Source organism: Microvirga flavescens (assembly GCF_003290125.1).
Lineage (GTDB): Bacteria > Pseudomonadota > Alphaproteobacteria > Rhizobiales > Beijerinckiaceae > Microvirga > Microvirga flavescens.
On the sequence record NZ_QMKH01000007.1, the window covers coordinates 111,223 to 132,127 of the forward strand.

The 20,905-nt window shown below is 63.5% G+C and carries 17 protein-coding genes and 1 pseudogene; 5 read left to right on the forward strand and 13 right to left on the reverse strand.

Annotated features, from left to right (window positions below):
* Nucleotides 1–43: 43 nt before the first annotated feature.
* A complete protein-coding gene (locus DQW91_RS13895) occupies nt 44–1,252 on the reverse strand; it encodes a deoxyguanosinetriphosphate triphosphohydrolase (protein WP_112664244.1) in 1,209 nt (402 codons plus the stop codon).
* A 103-nt stretch (nt 1,253–1,355) separates the two neighbouring features.
* Here DQW91_RS13895 and erpA point away from each other — a divergent pair, with 103 nt between their 5' ends.
* On the forward strand, nt 1,356–1,682 hold the full coding sequence (gene erpA, locus DQW91_RS13900) for an iron-sulfur cluster insertion protein ErpA (RefSeq protein ID WP_112664245.1): 327 nt from the start codon (nt 1,356–1,358) through the stop codon (nt 1,680–1,682).
* Nucleotides 1,683–1,767: 85 nt separating this feature from the next.
* Nucleotides 1,768–3,627 carry a hypothetical protein gene (locus DQW91_RS13905; RefSeq protein ID WP_112664246.1) on the forward strand — a complete coding sequence of 620 codons (1,860 nt, stop codon included), beginning with the start codon at nt 1,768–1,770 and terminating at the stop codon, nt 3,625–3,627.
* A gap of 18 nt (nt 3,628–3,645) precedes the next feature.
* On the opposite strand, the gene DQW91_RS13910 is transcribed toward DQW91_RS13905, so the two are convergent.
* Entirely contained in the window at nt 3,646–5,940 is a 2,295-nt protein-coding gene (locus DQW91_RS13910) for an NADP-dependent malic enzyme (RefSeq protein ID WP_112664247.1), read from the reverse strand.
* Between the two features lie 105 nt (nt 5,941–6,045).
* Here DQW91_RS13910 and DQW91_RS13915 point away from each other — a divergent pair, with 105 nt between their 5' ends.
* Nucleotides 6,046–6,660, forward strand: a complete 615-nt coding sequence (locus DQW91_RS13915; RefSeq protein ID WP_112664338.1) for a CatB-related O-acetyltransferase — start codon at nt 6,046–6,048, stop codon at nt 6,658–6,660.
* A gap of 240 nt (nt 6,661–6,900) precedes the next feature.
* Here DQW91_RS13915 and DQW91_RS13920 read toward each other — a convergent pair whose 3' ends face one another.
* The 3 genes from DQW91_RS13920 to aspS are packed head-to-tail and all read right to left on the reverse strand — an operon-like array spanning nt 6,901 to nt 10,683.
* Nucleotides 6,901–7,998 (reverse strand): acyltransferase family protein, encoded by a 1,098-nt coding sequence (locus tag DQW91_RS13920; protein ID WP_112664248.1) that lies wholly within the window; start codon nt 7,996–7,998, stop codon nt 6,901–6,903.
* Nucleotides 7,995–8,861, reverse strand: a complete 867-nt coding sequence (locus DQW91_RS13925; RefSeq protein WP_112664249.1) for a glycosyltransferase family 2 protein — start codon at nt 8,859–8,861, stop codon at nt 7,995–7,997. The genes DQW91_RS13920 and DQW91_RS13925 overlap by 4 nt, the downstream gene beginning before the upstream one ends.
* A 13-nt stretch (nt 8,862–8,874) precedes the next feature.
* Nucleotides 8,875–10,683: an aspartate--tRNA ligase gene (gene aspS, locus DQW91_RS13930; RefSeq protein WP_112664339.1), complete on the reverse strand. Its 1,809-nt coding sequence runs from the start codon at nt 10,681–10,683 to the stop codon at nt 8,875–8,877.
* Between the two features lie 188 nt (nt 10,684–10,871).
* Here aspS and rnd point away from each other — a divergent pair, with 188 nt between their 5' ends.
* Entirely contained in the window at nt 10,872–12,026 is a 1,155-nt protein-coding gene (gene rnd, locus DQW91_RS13935; protein ID WP_112664250.1) for a ribonuclease D, read from the forward strand.
* Between the two features lie 120 nt (nt 12,027–12,146).
* Here rnd and DQW91_RS13940 read toward each other — a convergent pair.
* The 8 genes and pseudogenes from DQW91_RS13940 to DQW91_RS13975 all read right to left on the reverse strand — a co-directional run.
* A pseudogene (locus DQW91_RS13940) lies at nt 12,147–12,599 on the reverse strand (NUDIX domain-containing protein); the annotation flags it as partial.
* Between the two features lie 82 nt (nt 12,600–12,681).
* Entirely contained in the window at nt 12,682–13,305 is a 624-nt protein-coding gene (locus tag DQW91_RS13945; protein WP_112664251.1) for a 2OG-Fe(II) oxygenase, read from the reverse strand.
* Between the two features lie 160 nt (nt 13,306–13,465).
* Nucleotides 13,466–14,980 carry an exopolyphosphatase gene (gene ppx, locus DQW91_RS13950; RefSeq protein ID WP_112664252.1) on the reverse strand — a complete coding sequence of 505 codons (1,515 nt, stop codon included), beginning with the start codon at nt 14,978–14,980 and terminating at the stop codon, nt 13,466–13,468.
* A gap of 3 nt (nt 14,981–14,983) precedes the next feature.
* Nucleotides 14,984–17,173, reverse strand: a complete 2,190-nt coding sequence (locus tag DQW91_RS13955; protein ID WP_245411047.1) for an RNA degradosome polyphosphate kinase — start codon at nt 17,171–17,173, stop codon at nt 14,984–14,986.
* A 116-nt stretch (nt 17,174–17,289) separates the two neighbouring features.
* Nucleotides 17,290–17,982 (reverse strand): P-loop NTPase family protein, encoded by a 693-nt coding sequence (locus tag DQW91_RS13960; RefSeq protein ID WP_112664253.1) that lies wholly within the window; start codon nt 17,980–17,982, stop codon nt 17,290–17,292.
* Complete coding sequence (locus DQW91_RS13965) at nt 17,975–19,060, reverse strand: AI-2E family transporter (protein WP_112664254.1); 1,086 nt, start codon at nt 19,058–19,060, stop codon at nt 17,975–17,977. The genes DQW91_RS13960 and DQW91_RS13965 overlap by 8 nt, the downstream gene beginning before the upstream one ends.
* Before the next feature lie 28 nt (nt 19,061–19,088).
* A complete protein-coding gene (locus DQW91_RS13970) occupies nt 19,089–19,619 on the reverse strand; it encodes a CDP-alcohol phosphatidyltransferase family protein (RefSeq protein WP_112664341.1) in 531 nt (176 codons plus the stop codon).
* A gap of 153 nt (nt 19,620–19,772) precedes the next feature.
* Nucleotides 19,773–20,075 carry a hypothetical protein gene (locus tag DQW91_RS13975; protein WP_112664255.1) on the reverse strand — a complete coding sequence of 101 codons (303 nt, stop codon included), beginning with the start codon at nt 20,073–20,075 and terminating at the stop codon, nt 19,773–19,775.
* Between the two features lie 103 nt (nt 20,076–20,178).
* On the opposite strand from DQW91_RS13975, the gene DQW91_RS13980 reads away from it, so the two are divergent.
* Nucleotides 20,179–20,862 carry a helix-turn-helix transcriptional regulator gene (locus tag DQW91_RS13980; RefSeq protein ID WP_112664256.1) on the forward strand — a complete coding sequence of 228 codons (684 nt, stop codon included), beginning with the start codon at nt 20,179–20,181 and terminating at the stop codon, nt 20,860–20,862.
* Nucleotides 20,863–20,905: the final 43 nt, after the last annotated feature.

The window sequence follows — 20,905 nt, forward strand, 5'->3', positions numbered from 1 at the left end:
CGTACTTTCTCGAGGCCATTTTCGGCCATAAGCTTGGGCGCGCCTAACGCAAGTCGGGAGTTACGTCAAACAGGCGTTCATGCTCCTGAACGGCGTAGCGGTCCGTCATGCCAGCGATGTAGTCGGCGACGCGGCGGGCAAGGCGCGTCTCGTCGGCACCCTCCAGCCCCGCCCTCCACTCCTCCGGCATGGCCGAAGGATCGGCTTTGAAGCGGGAGAACAGGTCACGCAGAATATCGTCCGCCTTGCGGCGCACGGCCATCACGTCCGGGTGGCGGTACATGTGCGCGTAGAGGAAGCGCTTCACGGCGGCCTCCGCCTCTCGCATGGGAGTCGAGAAGCAGACGAGGGTATCCGCCGCGCCGCGAATGTCATCGGCGCTCTGAGGCTCAAGAGCCGCCAGGCGGCGATCCGTCTCGGCCACCACGTCCTCGACGAAGCGGGTGATGAGCCTGCGGGTCAACTCGTGGATGCGGCGGGATTCCTCAAGGCCCGGATAGCGGGCGTCGATTTCCTCCAACAACCCGGCAAGGAAGGGGACCTCGCGCAGGTCCTCGATGCGAAAGAGCCCTGCCCTCAAGCCGTCATCGATGTCGTGGGCGTCGTAGGCGATGTCGTCGGCAATGGCCGCAATCTGCGCTTCGCCGCTCGCATAGGTCGCAAGGCCAAGGTCCTGCTGGGTGTTGTATTCAAGGATCGCCAGCGGCACGCCGCGTGCGACATAGCGCAGGGTCGGCTCGCCCTTCGCGTCGAGCAGCGGCCCGTTGTGCTTCACCAGCCCTTCCAGCGTCTCCCAGGTGAGGTTGAGGCCGTCATAGGCCGCATAGCGCCGTTCCAGCCGCGTCACGATCCGCAGGGCCTGCGCGTTGTGGTCGAACCCGCCGAAGGGCCGCATGCACTCGTCGAGGATGTCCTCCCCCGTATGGCCGAAGGGCGTGTGGCCGAGATCGTGGGAGAGCGCCAGCGCCTCGGCGAGATCTTCGTCGAACCCCAGCGAGCGGGCGAGCGCACGGGCGATCTGGCTCACCTCGATGGTATGCGTCAGGCGCGTCCGGAAATGGTCGCCCTCGTGGTAGACGAAAACCTGCGTCTTGTGCTTCAGCCGCCGGAAGGCGGAGGAATGGATGATCCGGTCCCTATCGCGTTGGAATTCGCTGCGGGTCGGAGACGCCGCCTCCGGATAAAGCCGCCCCCGGCTATGGGCCGGATCGCAGGCATAAGGGGCTCGCCATCTTTCGCCAAAGGGCCGCATGGCATAGTCCTTGGGTTGAAGCCTTGACGTTCGGCACTTACCTTGAACGCGAATGGTTGTCCAAGACTTGTCCAAGCGAACTCTCCAAGCCCCGGATGCAGCAATGCCCGACATTACCCTGACCGAACGCGCCGCCCACCGCATCAACGAGATCATGGCGTCGGAACCTTCCGGCTCGATGCTGAGAATCAGCGTCAACGGCGGCGGCTGTTCAGGTTTCCAGTATGCGTTCGACGTGGACCACGCGCGGCAGGAGGACGATCTTCTGGTCGAGCGCGACGGCGCGGCGGTCATCGTGGACCAGGTTTCGCTTCAATACATGGATGGATCGGTGATCGATTTCGTGGACGACCTCATCGGCCAGTCCTTCAAGATCGAGAACCCTCACGCCGTCGCTTCCTGCGGCTGCGGAACCTCATTCGCGCTCTAGTTTAGGCTTATCGGCCTAAACTTCTCTTTGCGTAAGGTGCGATTGATGCCAAAGGTAGGCGCCGCGCCTGCCTCAAGGAGAAGCCATGAGAACCCCATTCCGATCCAGCGTCTGCGCACTCGCCATTCTCGCTGGCATGGGGGGCCTCGCCTTCGAGCCGCCGCTGTTGCGGAATGTCACCAGTGAGTTTGGCTCGGGGCGCATCGCCATCGGCTCGGTTCGTGCTCCGCTCTGGAGCGCGGCCCTCGCGCAATCCGCCGACACCTTCACCCTTGAAAATGTAACCCTGGCCATCGGCTCAACTACTTACCGGGCGAAGCAGATCGGCTTCTCGGGCGTGTCGTCGCCCCGCGCCGATATCGAGGCCATTTTCGACGGGCAGGCGACGACACCGATGGCGGAGCGCCTCAAGCGCCTGAACGCAAAACAGATCGTCATTCCCGAACTCGTCGTCGAGCAGAAGCTCGCTGGCTTCGCGCAGCGCACGATTTACAGGAACATCGTCGCGTCCAACGTCACGCAAGGGCGCATCGCGACCATCGCAGCCGAAACGGCGATGCAGGAAATCACCCAGAAGAGCGGCGTCGACACGTTCACGCAGGGCCCCTCCACCATCGCTGAGCTGGACCTTGCCGCGATGGCGCGTCTCTATCTGGAAAAGGCCACCTCTCCGAACGAGCCGCTCACGAAGATCTACGGCGATTTCTCTATCAGCGACGCCGTCTTGACCGGAAGCAACGGTTCCGTTGCCAGGATCGCGAAGATCACCGGGCGGGACTTCACCGCGCGGCCCACGGAGGATTCCTGGTCGGGCACCCTTTCCCTTCTCACCGCACTGTCCGAGACGGACAAGGTGGCCAAGGAAGATCAGGGACGTCTTGCCTCATCGTTGGCGGATCTTCTGAGCGCCATGAATATCGGCTTCGTGGAAGCCTCGGGCATCGACATCACCGACCGCACCAAGGATGGCGGCAACGTCCGTATCAATCGCGCGGCCTATACAAGCGCGAGCAACGGCCAGCCGGCCGACATGCGCATCGAGGGTATGCTCTTCACCGCGGACGATGGTCAGGCCAAGATCGACACGATCAGCTTTACCGGCTTCTCATTTGAGCCGACGTTGAACGGATTGCGCGCCCTGCGCAGCAAGCCGCTTGAGGAATTCGACGCGACGACGTTGCGCAGTCTCGTGCCGACCATCGGCACCGTGCGCATCTCCGGCCTTGCCATCGAGGCGCGCGGCAAGGCGGAAAAGAATAAGAAGCCCGATCCCATCAAGGCCTCCGTCGAGGAAATTGAACTCACGGCGGACAAGCCGATGAACGGGGTCGCCACGAATGTGCGCTTCGGCATCAAGCACTACGCGATGGCGTTGCCGGCCGGGAGCAAGGAGGAAGGGATCAAGGATCTCCTCGACCTCGGCTACAAGGACATCGACCTCTCTTTTTTGATCTCGTCCGCCTGGGATGAGGCCCGCAACCAGATCGAAATCCGCGATCTTTTCTTCGACGGCAAGGACATCGGGCAGGTCTCCCTGCGAGGGACGCTCGGCAACGTATCGAAGGACGTGTTCCATGCGGATACCGCCGTCGCGAGCGTTGCGCTTCTGGCAGCGAAGGCGAAATCGGTGGAACTCTTCATCGAGAACAAGGGCCTCTTCGATCGTTACATCGCCAAGGAAGCCAAAGATCAGAAGACGAAGCCGGAGGCCGTGCGGCGCAACTACGGGATGGCGGCGGCGGTTCTCGTTCCCTCGCTGATCGGCAATTCCCAAAAGGCCCAACTCTTGAGCCAGACCATCGCGAAGTTCATCGCCAAGCCCGGACGTCTCACCATCAAGGCGCAGGCGAAGGACCCCGCCGGGCTCAGCGTGGTCGAACTGGCGGCACAGACGGAACCCGCCGCCGTTCTCGACAAGCTCGATATTTCCGCGAAGGCGGAGTGAGCGCCTTTAGATCATGCTCTAGGCGCTCTTTTCCACCAGCGCCTGCGCTTCCACCACTGCAATCGCCGTGATGTTCACGATGCCGCGCGCCGTCACCGACGGTGTGAGGATGTGCGCGGGCTTCGCAGGGCCGATGAGGATCGGGCCAACGGGGAGCGAATCCGCCAGGATCTTCGTGAACTGGAAGGCGATGTTCGCCGCATCAAGGTTCGGCATGATGAGGACGTTCGCTTCGCCCGTCAGGCGGGAGCCCGGATAGACGCGGTCGCGGATCATCTCGGACAGCGCCGCATCGGCCTGCATCTCGCCGTCGACTTCCAATTCAGGCGCGCGCTCGCGGATGATGGCGAGCGCCTCGCGCATCTTAACCGCCGAGCGCGTGTCCGCCGCGCCGAAATCGGCATGGGAGAGAAGCGCGATCTTGGGCGCGATGCCGAAGCGTTGCACATGGCTCGCGCAGGCAATCGTCATATCGGCGATCTGCTGCGCGTTCGGATCGAACTGCACATGCGTATCGGCGAGGAAGTACGCGCCCTTCGACGTGATGACGAGGGAGAGCGCCGCCATCTCGTGAACGCCGGGCGCGAGGCCGATGATGTCCTTGATGTGCTTCAGACGCGACTGGAAGCGTCCTTCGACGCCGCAGATCAGCGCATCCGCATCGCCGCGCCGCAGGGCCAGCGCACCGATGACGGTGCTGTTGGTGCGCACCAGCGTTTTCGCGGCATCGGGCGTGATGCCCTTGCGGCCCGCCGCCTCCACATAGGTCGCGACGTAGTCTCGGTAACGCGGATCGTCCTCGGGGTTGACGAGCTCGAAATGCTTGCCGATGGCGAGGGAAAGGCCGAACCGCTTGATGCGCGCCTCGACCACGTTCGGGCGGCCGATGAGAATGGGCTTGGCGATGCCTTCCTCGACGATGACCTGCACCGCGCGCAGAACGCGCTCTTCCTCGCCCTCGGCATAGATGACGCGCTTGGGGTCCGCCTTCGCCTTGGCCACCATCGGCTTCATGATGAAGCCGGAGCGGAAGACGAAGCGGGCGAGCGAGTCCGCATAAGCCTCGAGATCGTCCAGCGGGCGGGTGGCGACGCCTGAATCCATCGCGGCCTTCGCCACGGCGGGGGCAATGCGCAGGATCAGGCGCGGATCGAACGGGCTCGGGATCAGGGACTTGCGTCCGAACGGCAGCGCCTCGCCGCCATAGGCGCGGGCGACGACCTCGGACGGCGCTTCGCGGGCAAGGCTCGCAATCGCCTTCACGGCAGCGGCCTTCATCTCCTCGTTGATGGTGGTCGCGCCCACATCGAGCGCGCCGCGGAAGATGTAGGGGAAGCAAAGAACGTTGTTCACCTGGTTCGGGTAATCCGAACGGCCGGTGCAGATCATGGCGTCGGAACGGGCGGCCTCCGCCTCTTCCGGCATGATCTCAGGATAGGGGTTGGCCAGCGCGAGGATGAGCGGACGCGGCGCCATCTTCGTCACCATCTCGGGCTTCAGCACGCCGCCCGCCGAAAGGCCGAGGAACACGTCCGCATCCGGGATGACTTCCACCAGCGTGCGCGCGTCGGTCTTTTGCGCATAGACCGACTTCCAGCGGTCCATGAGCTTTTCGCGGCCCTCGTAGACGACGCCCTCGATATCCGTGACCCAGATGTTCTCGCGTTTGGCTCCAAGCGAAACCAGAAGGTTGAGGCAGGCGAGCGCCGCAGCTCCGGCCCCGGAGGTGACGATTTTCACATCGCCGATCTTCTTGCCGGCGAGTTCGAGCGCGTTAGTGACCGCCGCACCGACGATGATGGCGGTGCCGTGCTGGTCGTCATGGAAGACCGGGATGCCCATGCGAGCCTTCAGGCGCTCCTCCACCTCGAAGCATTCGGGGGCCTTGATATCCTCGAGGTTGATGCCGCCGAAGGTCGGCTCCAGCGCGGCGATGACCTCGACGAGCCTGTCGGCGTCCTTTTCCGCGATCTCGATATCGAAGACGTCGATGCCGGAGAATTTCTTGAAGAGGACGGCCTTGCCCTCCATCACCGGCTTTGAGGCCAGCGGGCCGATATCCCCGAGCCCCAGCACTGCCGTGCCGTTGGAAATGACGGCCACGAGGTTCTGGCGCGAGGTCAGATTCGCCGCCTCGGACGGATCGGCGGCAATGGCCTCGCAAGGGGCCGCCACGCCGGGGGAATAGGCCAGCGCCAGATCGCGCTGGTTACCAAGCGGCTTCGTGGGCTGGATCTCGAGCTTTCCTGGACGCGGGTAGCGATGATAGAAGAGCGCTCCCGATTTCAGATCCTGCGAGATGTTGTCAGCCATCCCAAACGCTCCTCTTTCCGCCCGTGTCGTTTATTTTACGAGGGCTCTTGTGCGCGCCCGGCCCTCTCTCGTCAACGGCCTTCCCGCTTGTGTGGTATGCGCGCCATGAGACTGAAGCACCGCTTGAAGAACTGGCGCAACCCTCACAACCAGACCCGGCTCCACCTGAGCCGGCTGGTTGAAAAGTATGGCTACGAGATCGGCGCTTTCAGCTATGGCCGCCCCAAGGTGCGGTTTCCGGAGGCCGGAAAGAAGCTCACTATCGGCCGTTTTTGCTCCTTCGCGGACAAGGTCGAGATCCTGCTCGGCGGCAACCATCGCGTGGATTGGGTGACGACCTACCCCTTTTCAGCCCTGCGCGAACTCTGGCCCTCGGCCCCCGAAAGCCATGACTACCATACGTCTCGCGGGGATGTGACGATCGGGCATGACGTGTGGCTGGGCTCAGGGGCCATGATCCTGTCGGGCGTCACCATCGGCCATGGGGCGGTCGTGGCGGCTCATGCGGTCGTGACCAGGGACGTGCCGCCTTACGCCATCGTGGGCGGGAATCCGGCCAGGATCATCCGTTACCGCTTCGATGAAACCACAATCGCCGCCTTGCTGGAAACGGCTTGGTGGGACTTGCCGCAGGAACAGGTGGCAGGCCTGATTCCGCTTCTGCAGAGCGGGCGTGTCGAAGAACTGATCGCCGCCGTCCGGGCGCTGCGGAAGGCTTGAGAGTCCTGTTCGGAACGGCGTTTCCGGAGCGCACTGGAACATCCTTCGAGACGCAGCCCTCGGCTGCTCCTCAGGATGAGGTGGGAGCTATGGCAAACTCCGGACCACCCAACCACGCAGCCTCACCCTGAGGAGGGCCGTCAGGCCCGTCTCGAAGGGCGAGGCGTCTCCAGTACGTGCTGGAACCTCCTTCGAGACGCAGCTGCGCCGCTCCTCAGGATGAGGGCTGCGCTGAGGCGATCAGGAGGATGATTGCGTTTCCAGACGCCCCCGGAGCGGGCGGCGGTTGAGCGCTCGTGCCTTCAGGCCGAGAGCCGGTTTCTCCACCGCGAACCATGACACAGCCGCCACAGCGAGAGTGATGACGAGCGAGGGGCCAAGCAGGACAAGGGCCGCCGCCGTCGGAAACAGCGCGTGGAGTGCCTGCTGGATCGGCCAGCCGTAGAGATACGTGCCATAGGACAGGTCGGCCTTGGGTTCCCAGGAGAACCGCGCAAGATCCGGCGTCATGGCGAGCCAGAGGATACCGTAGGCCGAACTTGTGAAAAGCAGCGCCTTGTATAGCGCCGTTCCGTGGGCGGACCATGTGATGACGGCAAGGGCCAGCACGAGCGGTCCGCACAGGCGCATGGTATCGCGCCACACATAGAGTGCTCCACCGATGGCGAAGATCAGCGGCAGGCGCAGCGCCGTCTCGATTCCTTTCGGCGCGTCGGGGCGCAGATGGTCGAGGGCGACGAGCGCGGCGAACAAGCCGATGACGAGGAGCGCCGCCGCGATCCGCGAACGCAGCAGGGTCATCAGGCCCAAAACAAAGACGCCGACATAGCACAGGACCTCGTATTTGAGTGTCCAGACAGTGCCCATCGGGAATTGAAGCGGGTTGTCCGCGAACACGCCGGGCAGTGCGATGTTGCTCTTGAAGCTCGTCAGCGTCGCGCTGATGAAACGCCACAAGCCCGCGCTGCCGAAGTAATCCCGCATGGGCAGGCTCGTTACGGCCGCGCCCAGCAGAAGTGCGACCGCGAGCGCGGCGACGATCAGCCCGGGCGCGATGCGCAAGGTGCGCGCGATCAGATAATCGCGCCAGCCGCGCCGGTCGAAACTCATGGTGACGAGAAAACCGGAAATGGCGAAGAAGCCGTTGACCGCATGTTCGCCCAGCGTGAACCCGGTCGAAGCGGCGAGCGGCTCGTCCGCGACGTTGCCCGACGTCACGCTGACCGCGTGCGAGACGACGACGGCGAGCGCCAGCAGCAGGCGGATGACGGTGAAATGATTGCGCTCCTGCGCCATCGCCGTGGAAACGGTGGGAGACATGGACCAGAGCGAACTCATGCCAGCCCCTCCTGTTCAAGAGCACTACGCCCACGCAGAAAAGCGAAGGCTCCCGCCGCCGAGCCGCCATAGCGCTCGATCAGGCCGCGCTGGAAAGTGAGCGCGACGCCAAGTGTCTTCAGGGCGTTGATGGCGAACATGCCGGGAGCCGGATTGGGAAGGCCGTATTTCCGGCTCACATAAGCCCGCGACCAAGCCTGATGCCAGCGGGACTTGAAGACACGTCCGGCCTTTGCCCCGCTCGACTTGCCGCGCGCATGGCGCACCGTGGCCTGCGGCACATAGATGAGCGCGGAGCCTGCATCTGCCACGCGGCGACAAAGGTCATCGTCCTCGTAGAACAGGAAGATGCTTTCATCGAACCCGCCGATGCGCAGAAAGAGATCGCGGCGGATGAGGAAACACGCGCCGGAGAAAAACGGCGCGCAGGCCTCGCCTTCTGGCAGAACGAGCTTGCCGTCGGGATTGGGGAGATAGGGCGAGAGCAGCGAGCGCGGTTGATAGAACACCCGCCCGTCCGGCTCGACGATGCGCGGCGCGAAGAGCCCCGCATCGGGATAGCGGCGCGCCGCATCGAGAAGGGCCGCAACGCTCCCCTCCCCGACGATGCAATCCGGGTTCACGATCAGGATGAACTCGCTTTGCGCCGCAAGCGCGCCGCGGTTGTTGGCGCGGCCATAGCCTTCGTTCTTCGCGCTGCGGACGACCTGCGCGCCGAAGCGCTCGGCCACCGTCACAGTGTCGTCCGTCGAGGCGTTGTCGACGACGATGACTGGCGCCCCTTCCGCCTTCAGAGCGCCGAGGCACTCCGGCAGCGCGTCGGCACTGTCGAAGGCCACGACGATGGCGGTGGTGGAGGTCATCGCGACGATGGCCTCACTTCTCCTGAACGTTCACGCGAATGTGCAGCTCGCGCAACTGCTTGGTCGTCGCCTCGGAGGGCGCGCCGAGCAGCAGGTCTTCCGCCTTCTGGTTCATGGGGAAGAGCGTGATTTCGCGCAGGTTCTGCGCACCGCAAAGCAGCATCACGATGCGATCCACGCCCGCTGCCATGCCGCCGTGGGGCGGCGCGCCGTACTGGAACGCGCGGTACATGCCGCCGAAGCGGTCCATCACTTCCTGCTCGCCGTAGCCTGCGATCTCGAAGGCCTTCACCATCCGGTCGGGGCGATGGTTACGGATCGAGCCCGAAGCCATCTCATAGCCGTTGCAGACCATGTCGTACTGGAAGGCCGTGATCTTGAGGATCTTGTCCTTGTCCGACGGATCAAGCGCCATGAAGGCGTCGTGATCCATGTTGCCCATGGAGAACGGGTTGTGGGAGAAGTCGATCTTCTTCTCGTCTTCATTCCACTCGTATTGCGGGAAGTCGACGATCCAGCAGAAGGCGTACTGGTCCTTGTTGCCAAGACCCAATTCGTCGCCGATGCGTATGCGCGCCTTGCCGGCCAGAGACGCCGCCTTGTCCTCGACGCCTGCCGAGAAGAACACCGCATCACCGGCCTTAATGCCGGCCTTCTCGCGAATGGCGGCCTGAGCGGCGTCCGGAATGAACTTGGCGATCGGGCCCTTGCCGACGATCTGACCACCCTCTTCCTCGAACACGATATAACCGAGGCCGGGCGCGCCTTCCGAGCGGGCCCAGTCGTTGAGCTTGTCGAAGAAGGAGCGCGGCTGCGTGGCAGCACCGGTCGCCGGAATGGCGCGCACGACGCCGCCGCCCTTCACCACGTTCTTGAACGCATTGAAGGTCACGTCCTCACGCTCGAACACCTCCGACACGTCAGCGATGATGAGCGGGTTGCGCAGGTCGGGCTTGTCCGAGCCGTATTTCAGCATCGACTCGAAATACGGGATGCGCGGGAACACGTCCGTCACCGGCTTGCCGTCCGCGAATTCCTTGAACGTGTCGCGGACCACGGGCTCCATCATCTGGAACACGTCTTCCTGCGTGACGAAGCTCATTTCCACGTCGAGTTGGTAGAACTCGCCCGGCAGGCGGTCGGCGCGCGGATCCTCGTCGCGGAAGCAGGGCGCGATCTGGAAGTACCGGTCGAAGCCGGACATCATGATGAGCTGCTTGAACTGCTGCGGAGCCTGCGGCAGCGCGTAGAACTTGCCGGGGTGGATGCGCGAGGGCACGAGGAAGTCGCGCGCGCCTTCCGGCGAGGACGCCGTCAGGATCGGCGTCGTGAATTCGAAGAAGCCGCCCGTCTTCATGCGGGTGCGCAAGGAATCGATGATCGCGCCGCGCTTCATGATGTTGTTGTGGAGCTTCTCGCGGCGGAGGTCGAGATACCGGTACTTGAGACGGGTCTCTTCCGGATATTCCTGATCGCCGAAAACCGGCATCGGCAATTCGTCCGCCGGGCCGAGCACCTCGATCTCGGTGATGTAGACCTCGATCAGGCCGGTGGGCAGTTCCGGGTTCTCGGTGCCGGCGGGGCGCTTGCGCACCTTGCCGTCCACACGGATCACCCACTCGGAACGCGCCGTCTCGGCCAGCTTGAAGGCCGGGGAATCCGGATCGATGACGCATTGCGTCATACCGTAATGATCGCGCAGGTCGATGAAGAGCACGCCGCCGTGATCGCGGATACGGTGGCACCAGCCGGACAGGCGGGTGATCTCGCCGACATCGGATTCGCGGAGCGCGCCGCAGGTGTGAGAGCGGTAACGGTGCATGGAGGCGGACATAATTCTCGGAGCCTGCTCGGGGATTCAGTGTTCCGCGCAACATTCATGGGAGGCCGGGGAAGTCAAGGCGGAAGGGTGAAATACGCCCCCTTTCACGGCCCGGAAGCGTGCACTTACGGGGGATTGATGCACTGCGGGAGTCGCATCGCCGCCCCGCTTCCGCTAAAACGGGGTCCATGAACCTGATTGCCACCACCGACGCCCTTGCCGACACCTGCGCCCGCCTTGCGGCCCACCCCTTCGTTACGGTCGATACCGAGTTTTTGCGGGAAACGACCTATTACCCGAAGTTGTGCCTGATCCAGATGGCGGGGCCGGATCCGGATGATGCCTATCTCATCGACCCCCTTTCGCCCGATCTCGACCTCGCGCCCTTCATGGCGCTGATGGCGAACGAACGCGTCACCAAGGTCTTCCACTCCGCCCGGCAGGATCTGGAAATCGTCTGGAATCTCGGAAAGATCCTGCCTCACCCGCTCTTCGACACCCAGGTCGCGGCGATGGTCTGCGGCTATGGCGACTCGGTCTCCTACGAGCAGTTGGTGAACGACCTCGCCAAGGCACGGGTCGACAAGTCCTCCCGCTTCACGGACTGGTCCCGCCGCCCGCTGACGGAGGCCCAGCTCGTCTATGCCCTGTCCGACGTCACCCATCTGGTGAAGGTGTACGAGGCGCTGATGGAGCAGTTGCAGGCCAATGGCCGCCTCGAATGGCTGGCCGAGGAAATGTCCGTCCTCACCTCCCCCGCGACCTATCAGGCCGACCCTGAGGGCGCCTGGAAACGCCTCGGCGGACGCCTGCGCAAGACCAAGGAAGTCGCGGTGTTGATGGAGATCGCCGCCTGGCGGGAGCGCGAGGCGCAAAGCCGGGACGTGCCGCGCGGGCGTATTCTCAAGGACGACGCCCTGATCGACGTCGCCGTTTCCGCACCCCGCAGCGTCGAGGCCCTAGGACGTCTGCGCTCGATCCCGAACGGCTTCGAGCGTTCCAAGACCGGCGGCGACATTCTGGAGGCCGTGGAGCGTGGCCTTGCCCGCGACCCCGCCAGCATTCCCATGCCCGAACGTCCCCGCGGACGCAGCGGCACGGGCGCGGTGGTCGATCTCCTCAAGGTGCTCCTGAAGGCCGTCGCCGAGAACGAGGGCGTTGCGCCCAAGATCATCGCCACCGTCGAGGAGCTGGAAGCTATCGCCGAAAGCGACACGGCGGACGTCCCTTCCCTCCACGGCTGGCGGCGTACGCTCTTCGGGGAAAAGGCGCTGGCGCTGAAGGGCGGACAGTTGAGCCTGGTGCTGGATCGCGGACGCGTGGCGCTGCGGGCGGTGGAATAATCGCTCCGAGCCCGTGTCGCCAAGCTTCTTCAGCTCAGCCCCCCCCCTCAGCCGCGCCAACCCTAGGGCCGCGACCGTCGCGGAATCCTTGATTTTGCCCTGTAAAATCATCGCATCGACCTCAGCGATGGGGAAGCTTCGGGAGATCATGTCCTGTTCCTCGTGCTCCCGCGCCATCTCGCCCAATTCCAGTCCCTCAGCCCAATAGATGTGATAGCCCTGCGTCGAGTAGCCGTAGCTATCGAAGAGGTGGCCGACATAGGCCATGCGATGGGCGATGAGACCCGTCTCTTCGCGCAGCTCTGCGCAGGCGAGATCAAGCGGGTCGATACCGGGCGATTGTTCCCATGAGCCTTGAGGCAGTTCCCAGTAACGTCCGCCGACAGGATAACGATACTGCTCCACGAGGTGGATCCTGCCGTCTTCCACCGGGACGATCACCGCGAAATCGGCTTTCTCGACGACGCCGTAGAGGCCACGAGAACCGTCGCGCCGGAGAATTTCATCCTCGCGCACGCGCATCCAGCGGTTCTCGTAGACGACCCGGCTGATTTTGGTCTTGATGTCCGACATGAAAAAGGGTCCTCGACGGAGAATCGAGAACCCAGATTCCGCGACAACATCGCATGTCGCAAGCGCAGGTTTGGCTAAGCGTTTACCGCCCGAAGATGCCCTTGAAGACCTGGGCGATGCGGTTGTGCTTCTTCTTGCGGTCGACGTCCGCCTGGCTCTTGACCCAGGCGATCTGAACCACCTTGCGCTCGCCGACAAAGGGACGATGGCCGTGCCAGGAATTGTCGGAACGCAGGAAGGCAAAGACCGTGCCCATGACGGGCGGCACTTCCATCGCATAGGGTTCAAAGTTCTCGCTGTCGTAGAGAACGCGCAGGCGGCCACCGTCATCGGTGCCCCAGTCGTCGTTCATGTAGACGAGCATGGTCATGACCTTGGAAGGGCCATCGGTGTGGATCGCGCCGTATTTCGGCTGCGAACGCTTCATGATCGTCGTCAGGCGCGGATATTGGTGCAGGTCCTGCCCGAATTTGCGGGAAAGCTCTTCCGTCAGTTCGGGGCCCTCAAGCTCTTCGATCAGCTTTTTGAAGCGGCCATGAAGATCGACTTCGTCCACGGTCAGGTAGCCCGGCTTCGTGATGTTGGGAAAATCACGGCGCAGGTCGTCGATGGCATCGGCCTTCAGGATGTTGGACCCGAGCAAGAAATCATAAGGATCGCTTGACCGTTTCGCGTTGCGGATGGCGTCGAGGTCGATGGTCGACATAGGTTCCCTCATGGCAGGTTCATATTCTCATTGCAGCGTATGGTAGCGCTTGGCGCGCAACTCAACTAGGGTCAATTTCAGCAAAGACAATGAGGTCGAATACGACAATAGTTGGACACCGTGGCCGTGGCCTTCTGCGATGGTAACGAGAATACGGACCTCAGACGATCTCAATCCGGGGCTCCAGATCGAGCAGTTTGCCAAGAGCCCTGACGCGCCCCACCAGCCGGTCGCTCGCCAGTTCCTTCAGATCGCCGGGCAATTGCAGCACGGCCTGCTGCCCCCGCGCGACGAGCGGGGTGCGGGGAAGGATTCCTTCCATCGCCACCGAAACCGGATAGGCGATGCGCATGAGCGCGGCGAGAATGCGCGCGCGCTCCATCAGCTTGATGCCCGCCAGCGTCTTGATGCGGGAGCTGACCTTGTCGGGCGAGAGCCCCTCGTGCCGGAAGAAGATCGAGAGCGCGAGATAGGCGCGGCCCGGATGGTCGATGCCGGAGAACGCGCCATAGGCGAGAAGGTTGAGGCTCTGCTCGCCGCGATAATCCGGATGCGCGCGCCATCCGATATCGGCGAGGAGGCAGGCCGCATGACGCAAGCGCTTGTCGTTCTCGGTTTCCGGCAGGCCGACGGTTTCGAAGAACCGGCAGGTCCAGTCCCACAACTCCTCGCCGTGGCGGGCGGAGCGCGAGCGCAGGAGATTGAGATCCCCCGCCGCCGAAAGCAGTGGATCGAGCGCGCGGGTTTCCGGGGCCAGCTTGTCGTAAAGCAGCCCTTCACGGACACCGAGCGCGGAGATCGCGACTTCCTTCGGCTGCCCGAGACGCAAAATCTCCTCCAGCACGATGGCGCCATAGGCGAGAAGCGGGCGGCGGGCTTCCGACACGCTCTCGATGTCCTTCAGCGTCCGCGCGTCCACGCGCTCGACCAGTTGCAGGAAGTCGAGGCCGTCATCGGGCTTGATGGTGTAGGCATGCATGACATGCAGCGGATAGTCGCGCGAGGCCTGGTGAAGCCGCGCCAGGGCGCGCCACGTTCCACCGACGGCATAGAAGGTTCGTCCGCGCAGATGTTCAAGTTGTTCGGTCTGGCGCTCGAGGGCGGCGCGAACGATCTTCTGCGCTTTCTTGAGAGAGCCGCCGCTAAGATCCTGCAGCGCAAGGCCGCCGAGGGGCATAGTGACGCCCTCCCCGACACTCGCCCCCTTCACGTCGACGAGTTCGAGACTGCCGCCGCCGAGATCGCCCACGAGGCCGTCCGGATCGTAGAAGCCGGAAACGACGCCATAGGCTGAAAATGCAGCCTCCTGCGCGCCGGAAAGCAGTTGGACCTTTTGCCCGCAGGCCGCCGCAGCGGCTTTCAGGAAGGCAGGCCCGTTCGTCGCATCACGGGCGGCTGCGGTCGCGAGGACGAAGACCTTCGACACGTCCATCGTTTCGCAAAGCACGCGAAACCGGGCGAGCGCCCGCAAGGCACGCTCGACGGCATCGTCGTCGAGCCGCCCCGTCGTCGCGACATGGCGGCCGAGGCCGCACAGCACCTTCTCGTTATAGATAGGCGTCGGCGCGCGCGTGATGCCCTCATAGGCCACCAGACGCACCGAGTTCGACCCGATGTCGATGATCGCAATCGGGCGGCCGACTTTAAGCCGCCCCTGTGCCTCGCGTGACGGCATCGCTTAACGCAGCCCCCGTTTCGCGAGCGCGCGCGGGCTCGATGTTTTCAGGGATTTGCCGCGGCCTGACAGGCTTGGATTGGTCATGAAGAACTTGTGTGCATTGAAGGGCTCTTCGCCCGGAGCGGAAACGATGCGCCGGCTCGTGCCGTTGGCCAGAAGCGTCCAGCTTTGTTCGTTGTCGAGGAGGTTGGCGAGCATGATCTGATCGAGGACCTGTTGATGCACAGTCGGATTCAGGATCGGCAACAGGGATTCGACCCGGCGTTCCAGATTGCGGGGCATGAGGTCGGCCGAGGAAATATAGACGTGAGCCTTAGGGTTTGGCAGGCCCTGCCCGTTGCCGAAGGCATAGATGCGGGTGTGTTCGAGGAAGCGCCCGACAATCGACTTCACGCGGATGTTCTCGGACAATCCCTTGATGCCGGGCCGCAGGCAGCAGATGCCGCGCACCACGAGATCGATCTGCACTCCCGCCGCGCTCGCGTCGTAGAGCGCATCGATGATGCTCGGATCGACAAGGGAATTGCACTTGAGCCAGATCGCGCCCGAGCGCCCAGCCTTGGCGTGTGCGATTTCCTCATCGATATGCTGCAACAGGCGCTTCTTCAGCGTCAGCGGAGACACCGCCATGCGCTCCATTTCCGCAGGCTCCGCGTAACCGGTGACGAAATTGAAGATACGCGAAATGTCGCGCCCGATCGCAGGATCGGCGGTGAAGAAGGAAAGATCCGTATAGATGCGCGCGGTGATCGGGTGGTAGTTGCCCGTGCCGACATGGCAATAGGTGATGAGCTGCCCGCCTTCGCGCCGCACGACCATCGAGAGCTTGGCGTGCGTCTTCAGTTCGATGAAGCCGAACACGACCTGTGCGCCGGCACGCTCCAGATTGCGCGCCCAGAAGATGTTGGCTTCCTCGTCGAAGCGGGCTTTGAGCTCAACGAGCGCGGTGACGGACTTGCCCGCCTCCGCTGCCTCGGCAAGAGCAGCAACGATGGGTGAATCCGGCGAGGTCCGGTAAAGCGTCTGCTTGATCGCCACCACGTTCGGATCGCGCGCGGCCTGGCGCAGAAACTGCACCACCACATCGAAGGACTCATACGGGTGGTGGACGATGAGATCCTTCTGCCGGATGGCGGCGAAGCAATCGCCGCTGTGCTCGCGGATGCGCTCCGGAAAGCGCGGAATATACGGCTTGAACTTGAGGTCCGGCCTCTCCAGTCCGACAAGCTGCGACAGGTCGTTCAAGGCCAGCATGCCTTCGACGACGAAGAGCTCGGTCTCGAAGGCGATTTCGGATTCCTCGGCGACGAACTGGCGCAGGTCCTCCGGCATCGCGGCCTCGACCTCGAGGCGGATCACGCTGCCGCGCCGGCGCTGCTTGAGCGCGGTTTCGAACAGACGCACGAGGTCTTCCGCCTCTTCCTCCACTTCGAGATCGGAATCGCGGATGACGCGGAAGGCGCCCTGCCCCTGCACGCTGTAGCCAGGGAAGAGACGGCCCGTGTAGAGCACAATCACCTGCTCGAGCGCGATGAAACGCGTCGCGCCGGTCTCGGCGAGATCGGGCAGGCGGATGAACCGCTCGACCTTCGAAGGCAGGCGGATCAGCGCGTTCAGCACCTTTCCGTCGCTCTGCCGCGCGAGCTTGAGGGCGATGGACAATCCGAGATTGGGAATGAACGGGAACGGGTGCGCCGGGTCGATGGCAAGCGGCGTCAGCACGGGGAAGACGTGGCTGAGGAAATAATCCTCCAGCCACACGGCCTCGGCCTTTGCGAGATCGGGCCCGTCCACGAGGACGATGCCCTCTTCCAGAAGAACGTCCTTCAGGTCGTGCCAGCGCCGCTGCTGATCGGAAGCGAGGCTCGAGACCTCGGCCGCGATCTTCACCAGCTGCTCCTGCGGGGACAGTCCGTCCTGCGACAGGGTGCCGACATTGGAGCGGACCTGGCCACGCAGACCCGCCACGCGAACCATGAAGAACTCGTCAAGGTTCGCCGCGGAGATGGAAAGAAAGCGCAGTTGCTCCAGAAGAGGGTGGTTCGTGTTCGACGCCTCTTCCAGCACACGCCTGTTGAACTGGAGCCAGGACAGTTCGCGATTCACGAAACGCTGCGGGAATTGCCGCAGGGCCGCGCCGTCGAGATCGATATCCGGCGGGGCCTTGGGCTGCGGCGCATCGCTGACGATCTCGACGTCCTCCAGGATCAGCTCCTTCACCACGACCTCGCCCTCCGCCTTTTTGCGCGGTTTCCGCTTTGCCTTGGATTTGACGACGGTTTCACGACGTTTCGACGACGGTGTCTTCACTCGATCTCTTCCGTATCCTGCGCGGAGCCGAGGATTTCGGCGGCGATGGCGCGGGAGACGCGCCGTCCACGGCTCAAGGCCTCCTTGTCCAAAGCCGCGACGAATTCGGCGGCCTTCGACAGGGATCGCTCGATCCTGAGGGCAATGTAGTCCACAACCGTCGTGTCGACCACGAGCTGGCGGTCGACAAAGAGCTTCACGAGAACCGCCTTCAAAAGCGCATCGTCTGGCGGATCAAGAACGGCGGTCGGCGCGAGGCGCAGGCGCGAGAGCAGATCGGGCGTTTTGAGCCCCCACCCGTCCGGCGACGTCTCACAGGTGATGAGGATGAAGGCCTTGCGCTCCCGGGCGAGGTTGAGCAGGTGGAACAGGGCCGCCTCGTCGAGTTCGGCCCGGTCGGCATCCTCGATGGCGAGAGCGCCGTTGGAGACAAGGTGAGGAACCTTGTCCCCCGTGACCTCGAAGGCATCGACGCTCCAGGCATGAGCGCCCGTCGCCCAGATCGCGGCGAGATGGCTTTTACCACTGCCGCGCGGGCCTTTCAGGATCAGGATGTTGTCAGGCCAGTCGGGCCACCGTTCGATCAAGCCATAGGCCAGTTCGTTGGAGGGGCTGACGAGGAAATCTTCCCGCTCGAACCGGGTTTCCACCGGCAGGTCGAGGGCGAGCTGCTTGGGGGCCTCACGCATCGAGATCGGCCTTGCGGTTTGTTCCGCGATAGAGCGGGCTCGAAAGATATTCCTTCAGGGCGTAGCGGGCGACAACGCCGATGGACGCCGCCAGCGGCACGGCGAGAAGAAGCCCGACGAACCCGAACAGGGTGCCGAAAGCCAAGAGCGCGAACATCAGCCACACCGGATGCAGGCCGACGGATTCCCCGACGAGCTTCGGGGAGAGGATGTTGCCTTCGACGAACTGGCCGAACACGAAAATGGCGAGCGTCGCCAGGATCCATGTCCAGTCCGGCCAGAACTGGACGATGGCGACACCGACGGACAGGATCAGGCCGGTGAGCGAGCCGACATAGGGGATGAAGCTCAACAGCCCCGAACCCATGCCGATCAGCACGCCGAAATTGAGCCCCACCACGCTCAGGCCCACGGCGTAGAACGTGCCGAGGATCAGGCACACCATCGCCTGCCCGCGCACGAAGCCGGCAATGGCGCGGTCGATGTCGCGGAAGATGGCGCGGATCGTGTCCCGCTGCTTCATGGGGAGCCAGGAATCCACCGTGCTCACCATGCGGTCCCAATCCACCAGCATGTAGAAAGCCACCACCGGCGTGACGACGAGAAGGGACATGATGCTCACCAGCGCCCGTCCGCCGGACAGGAGCGACTGGAAGACCCCGCCGAGCCATTGCAGGCCCTGGGAAACCAGATTGCCGACAGAGGTCTTGATTTCGGACAGGGCGCTCGATCCCCCGAGCCGCTCCAGAAGCGGCCCGCCCTCCTGGATCGCCAGTTGCTGCAGGCGGTCGACATAGCCGGGCAACTTTTCCACGAAAGCCTCGACCTGCTGCGCGACCAGCGGAATGAGAACGACGAGGGTAACGATGAAGAGGAGGACGAAGATAACGAGGATGAGGATGCTCGCCCCCAGCCGCCCGATGCCGATCCGCTGCAGCCGGTCCGCCAGCGGGTCGAGGAGATAGGCCAGTGCGAAACCCGCGACGAAAGGCAGAAGGATCTCGCGCAGGGTGGCCAGGAAAAACACCGTGACCGCCAGCGCGAGGCCCCAGAATACGAGCTGCCTTTGAAGCGACATCCGGCTTCTACCCCTAAGAAAAGCGAATTCAGGCCGCCATATGCCGCAGCCAGTCTCCGAGATAGGCACCGGCGGAGACGACGGTCAAGGCGGCCACGATGAACATGGCGATATCCTCAAGTCCTCCAAGGTTTATTCCGAAGGCGTTTGTCGCAAGAGCAAAGGCTGCAAAGGCGATCTGACCGACGGTGTTGAGCTTGCTCACAATGAGGGGCCTGATTTCCACCGGACGCCCCATGACCCAGGACAGGAGCACGGCGGAGACGATCATCGCATCCCGCGACACCACGACGATGGCGAGCCAACTCGGGATAGCCCCTACGATGGCCAGCGTCACATAGATCGAGACCAGAAGACCCTTGTCAGCAAGGGGGTCAATATAGGCCCCGAACTCGCTCTGCATGTTGAAGCGCCGGGCAATGAAGCCATCCACGGCGTCCGAGACGCCGGCCACGACGAAAAGGATGAAGGCGGAAACCCACCTCCCCTGCATGATCATGACGAGCACGATAGGCACGATGATGAGGCGGCCGATGGTGATGATGTTCGGAATGGTCATCCGGGCGATGATGGCCGCTCGCGCGGCGGAGTTCAATCACCCGGGTCTGGCGGGTGGGGATAATGCAGCCCCTTCTCGGCCATCCACGTCCCCCGGGGCTTAAGAGGCGGATCCCCGGGCGACGTGGAAGGGTCGCTCATGACGCTCGGCCATTCACACTCTGAACGTCTGGATCAGATTCCCATGGTGCATGAGGTTGAAGTCTGGATCGGCGAGCTTGACGAATTCTGCAAAGGACGGCGACTTCGAGAAATCGTCCAGGGCCTGAAGCGCCAGCTCCATCGTTTCCCATTCGACCACATCGATCCATACATCGCTCTTGTCGTCGTAATAGGTGCTCCGGGTCTTGAAGCCCGGCGCCGTGCGCAGGAACTCGTTCAGGCCGAGCGCCACGCGCTTGGCATCCTCGAAGCTAACGTCCTTGCGGAAGCGATAGAGGGGGATCTCGAAAGCCATTCTCGTTTCTCCTGTTAATCCAGGCTTGACTGCCTGGGCAGGGATGGACATGCCCGCCCCCTCCTGACAGTTTCCGTCAGGAGCAACCAGATATCCTCATCTCATGCGCGTCGTTCGCCTGTTCCAGATTCTCGACCGGTTGCGGGGTCTCCGCACGCCGAAGAGCGCCGAAGACCTCGCCGCGGAGCTGGGCGTCTCCATGCGCACGATCTACCGCGACATGGGAGTGCTGCAGGACCTGGGCGCTCCCATCGAGGGGCAGGCGGGCGTCGGCTACATGTTGCGCAAGGGCTTTTTCCTGCCGCCGCTCATGTTCGATGAGGACGAGCTCGAGGCCATCATCCTCGGCACCCGCATGGTCGCGGCCCGCGCCGATCCCGATTTGGCCGAGGCAGGCCATCGGGCCGCCGCCAAGATCGCGCAGGTGCTGCGTGGCGATGCGAAGCGCACACCCGACGAGGTGCCACTCAACGTGGCAAAACGCCGAAGCGATACCGCAGCAGACGAAGCCGGCGTGCTGCGTCTCCTGCGCCACGCCATCCGGAACCGGCGCGTCGTCAAAGCAGTCTATTGCGACCTTCAGGACCAGATCACCGAACGCCGGCTGCGCCCCGTGGGGCTGACAGCCTTCGACCTCCTCTGGCTGCTGACCGCCTGGTGCGAGGAGCGACAGGATTTCAGAAATTTCCGGCTCGAACGCTTCCGGAGCGTGACGGAGACCGAGGAGCGTTTCGCTCCCGAACCAGGCAAGCGCTTCGAGGATTTTCTCAAGCTCCTTCCTCCATGACGATACGGCTCGAGAGGGAACGCAAAAACCCTTGCCTCCCGCC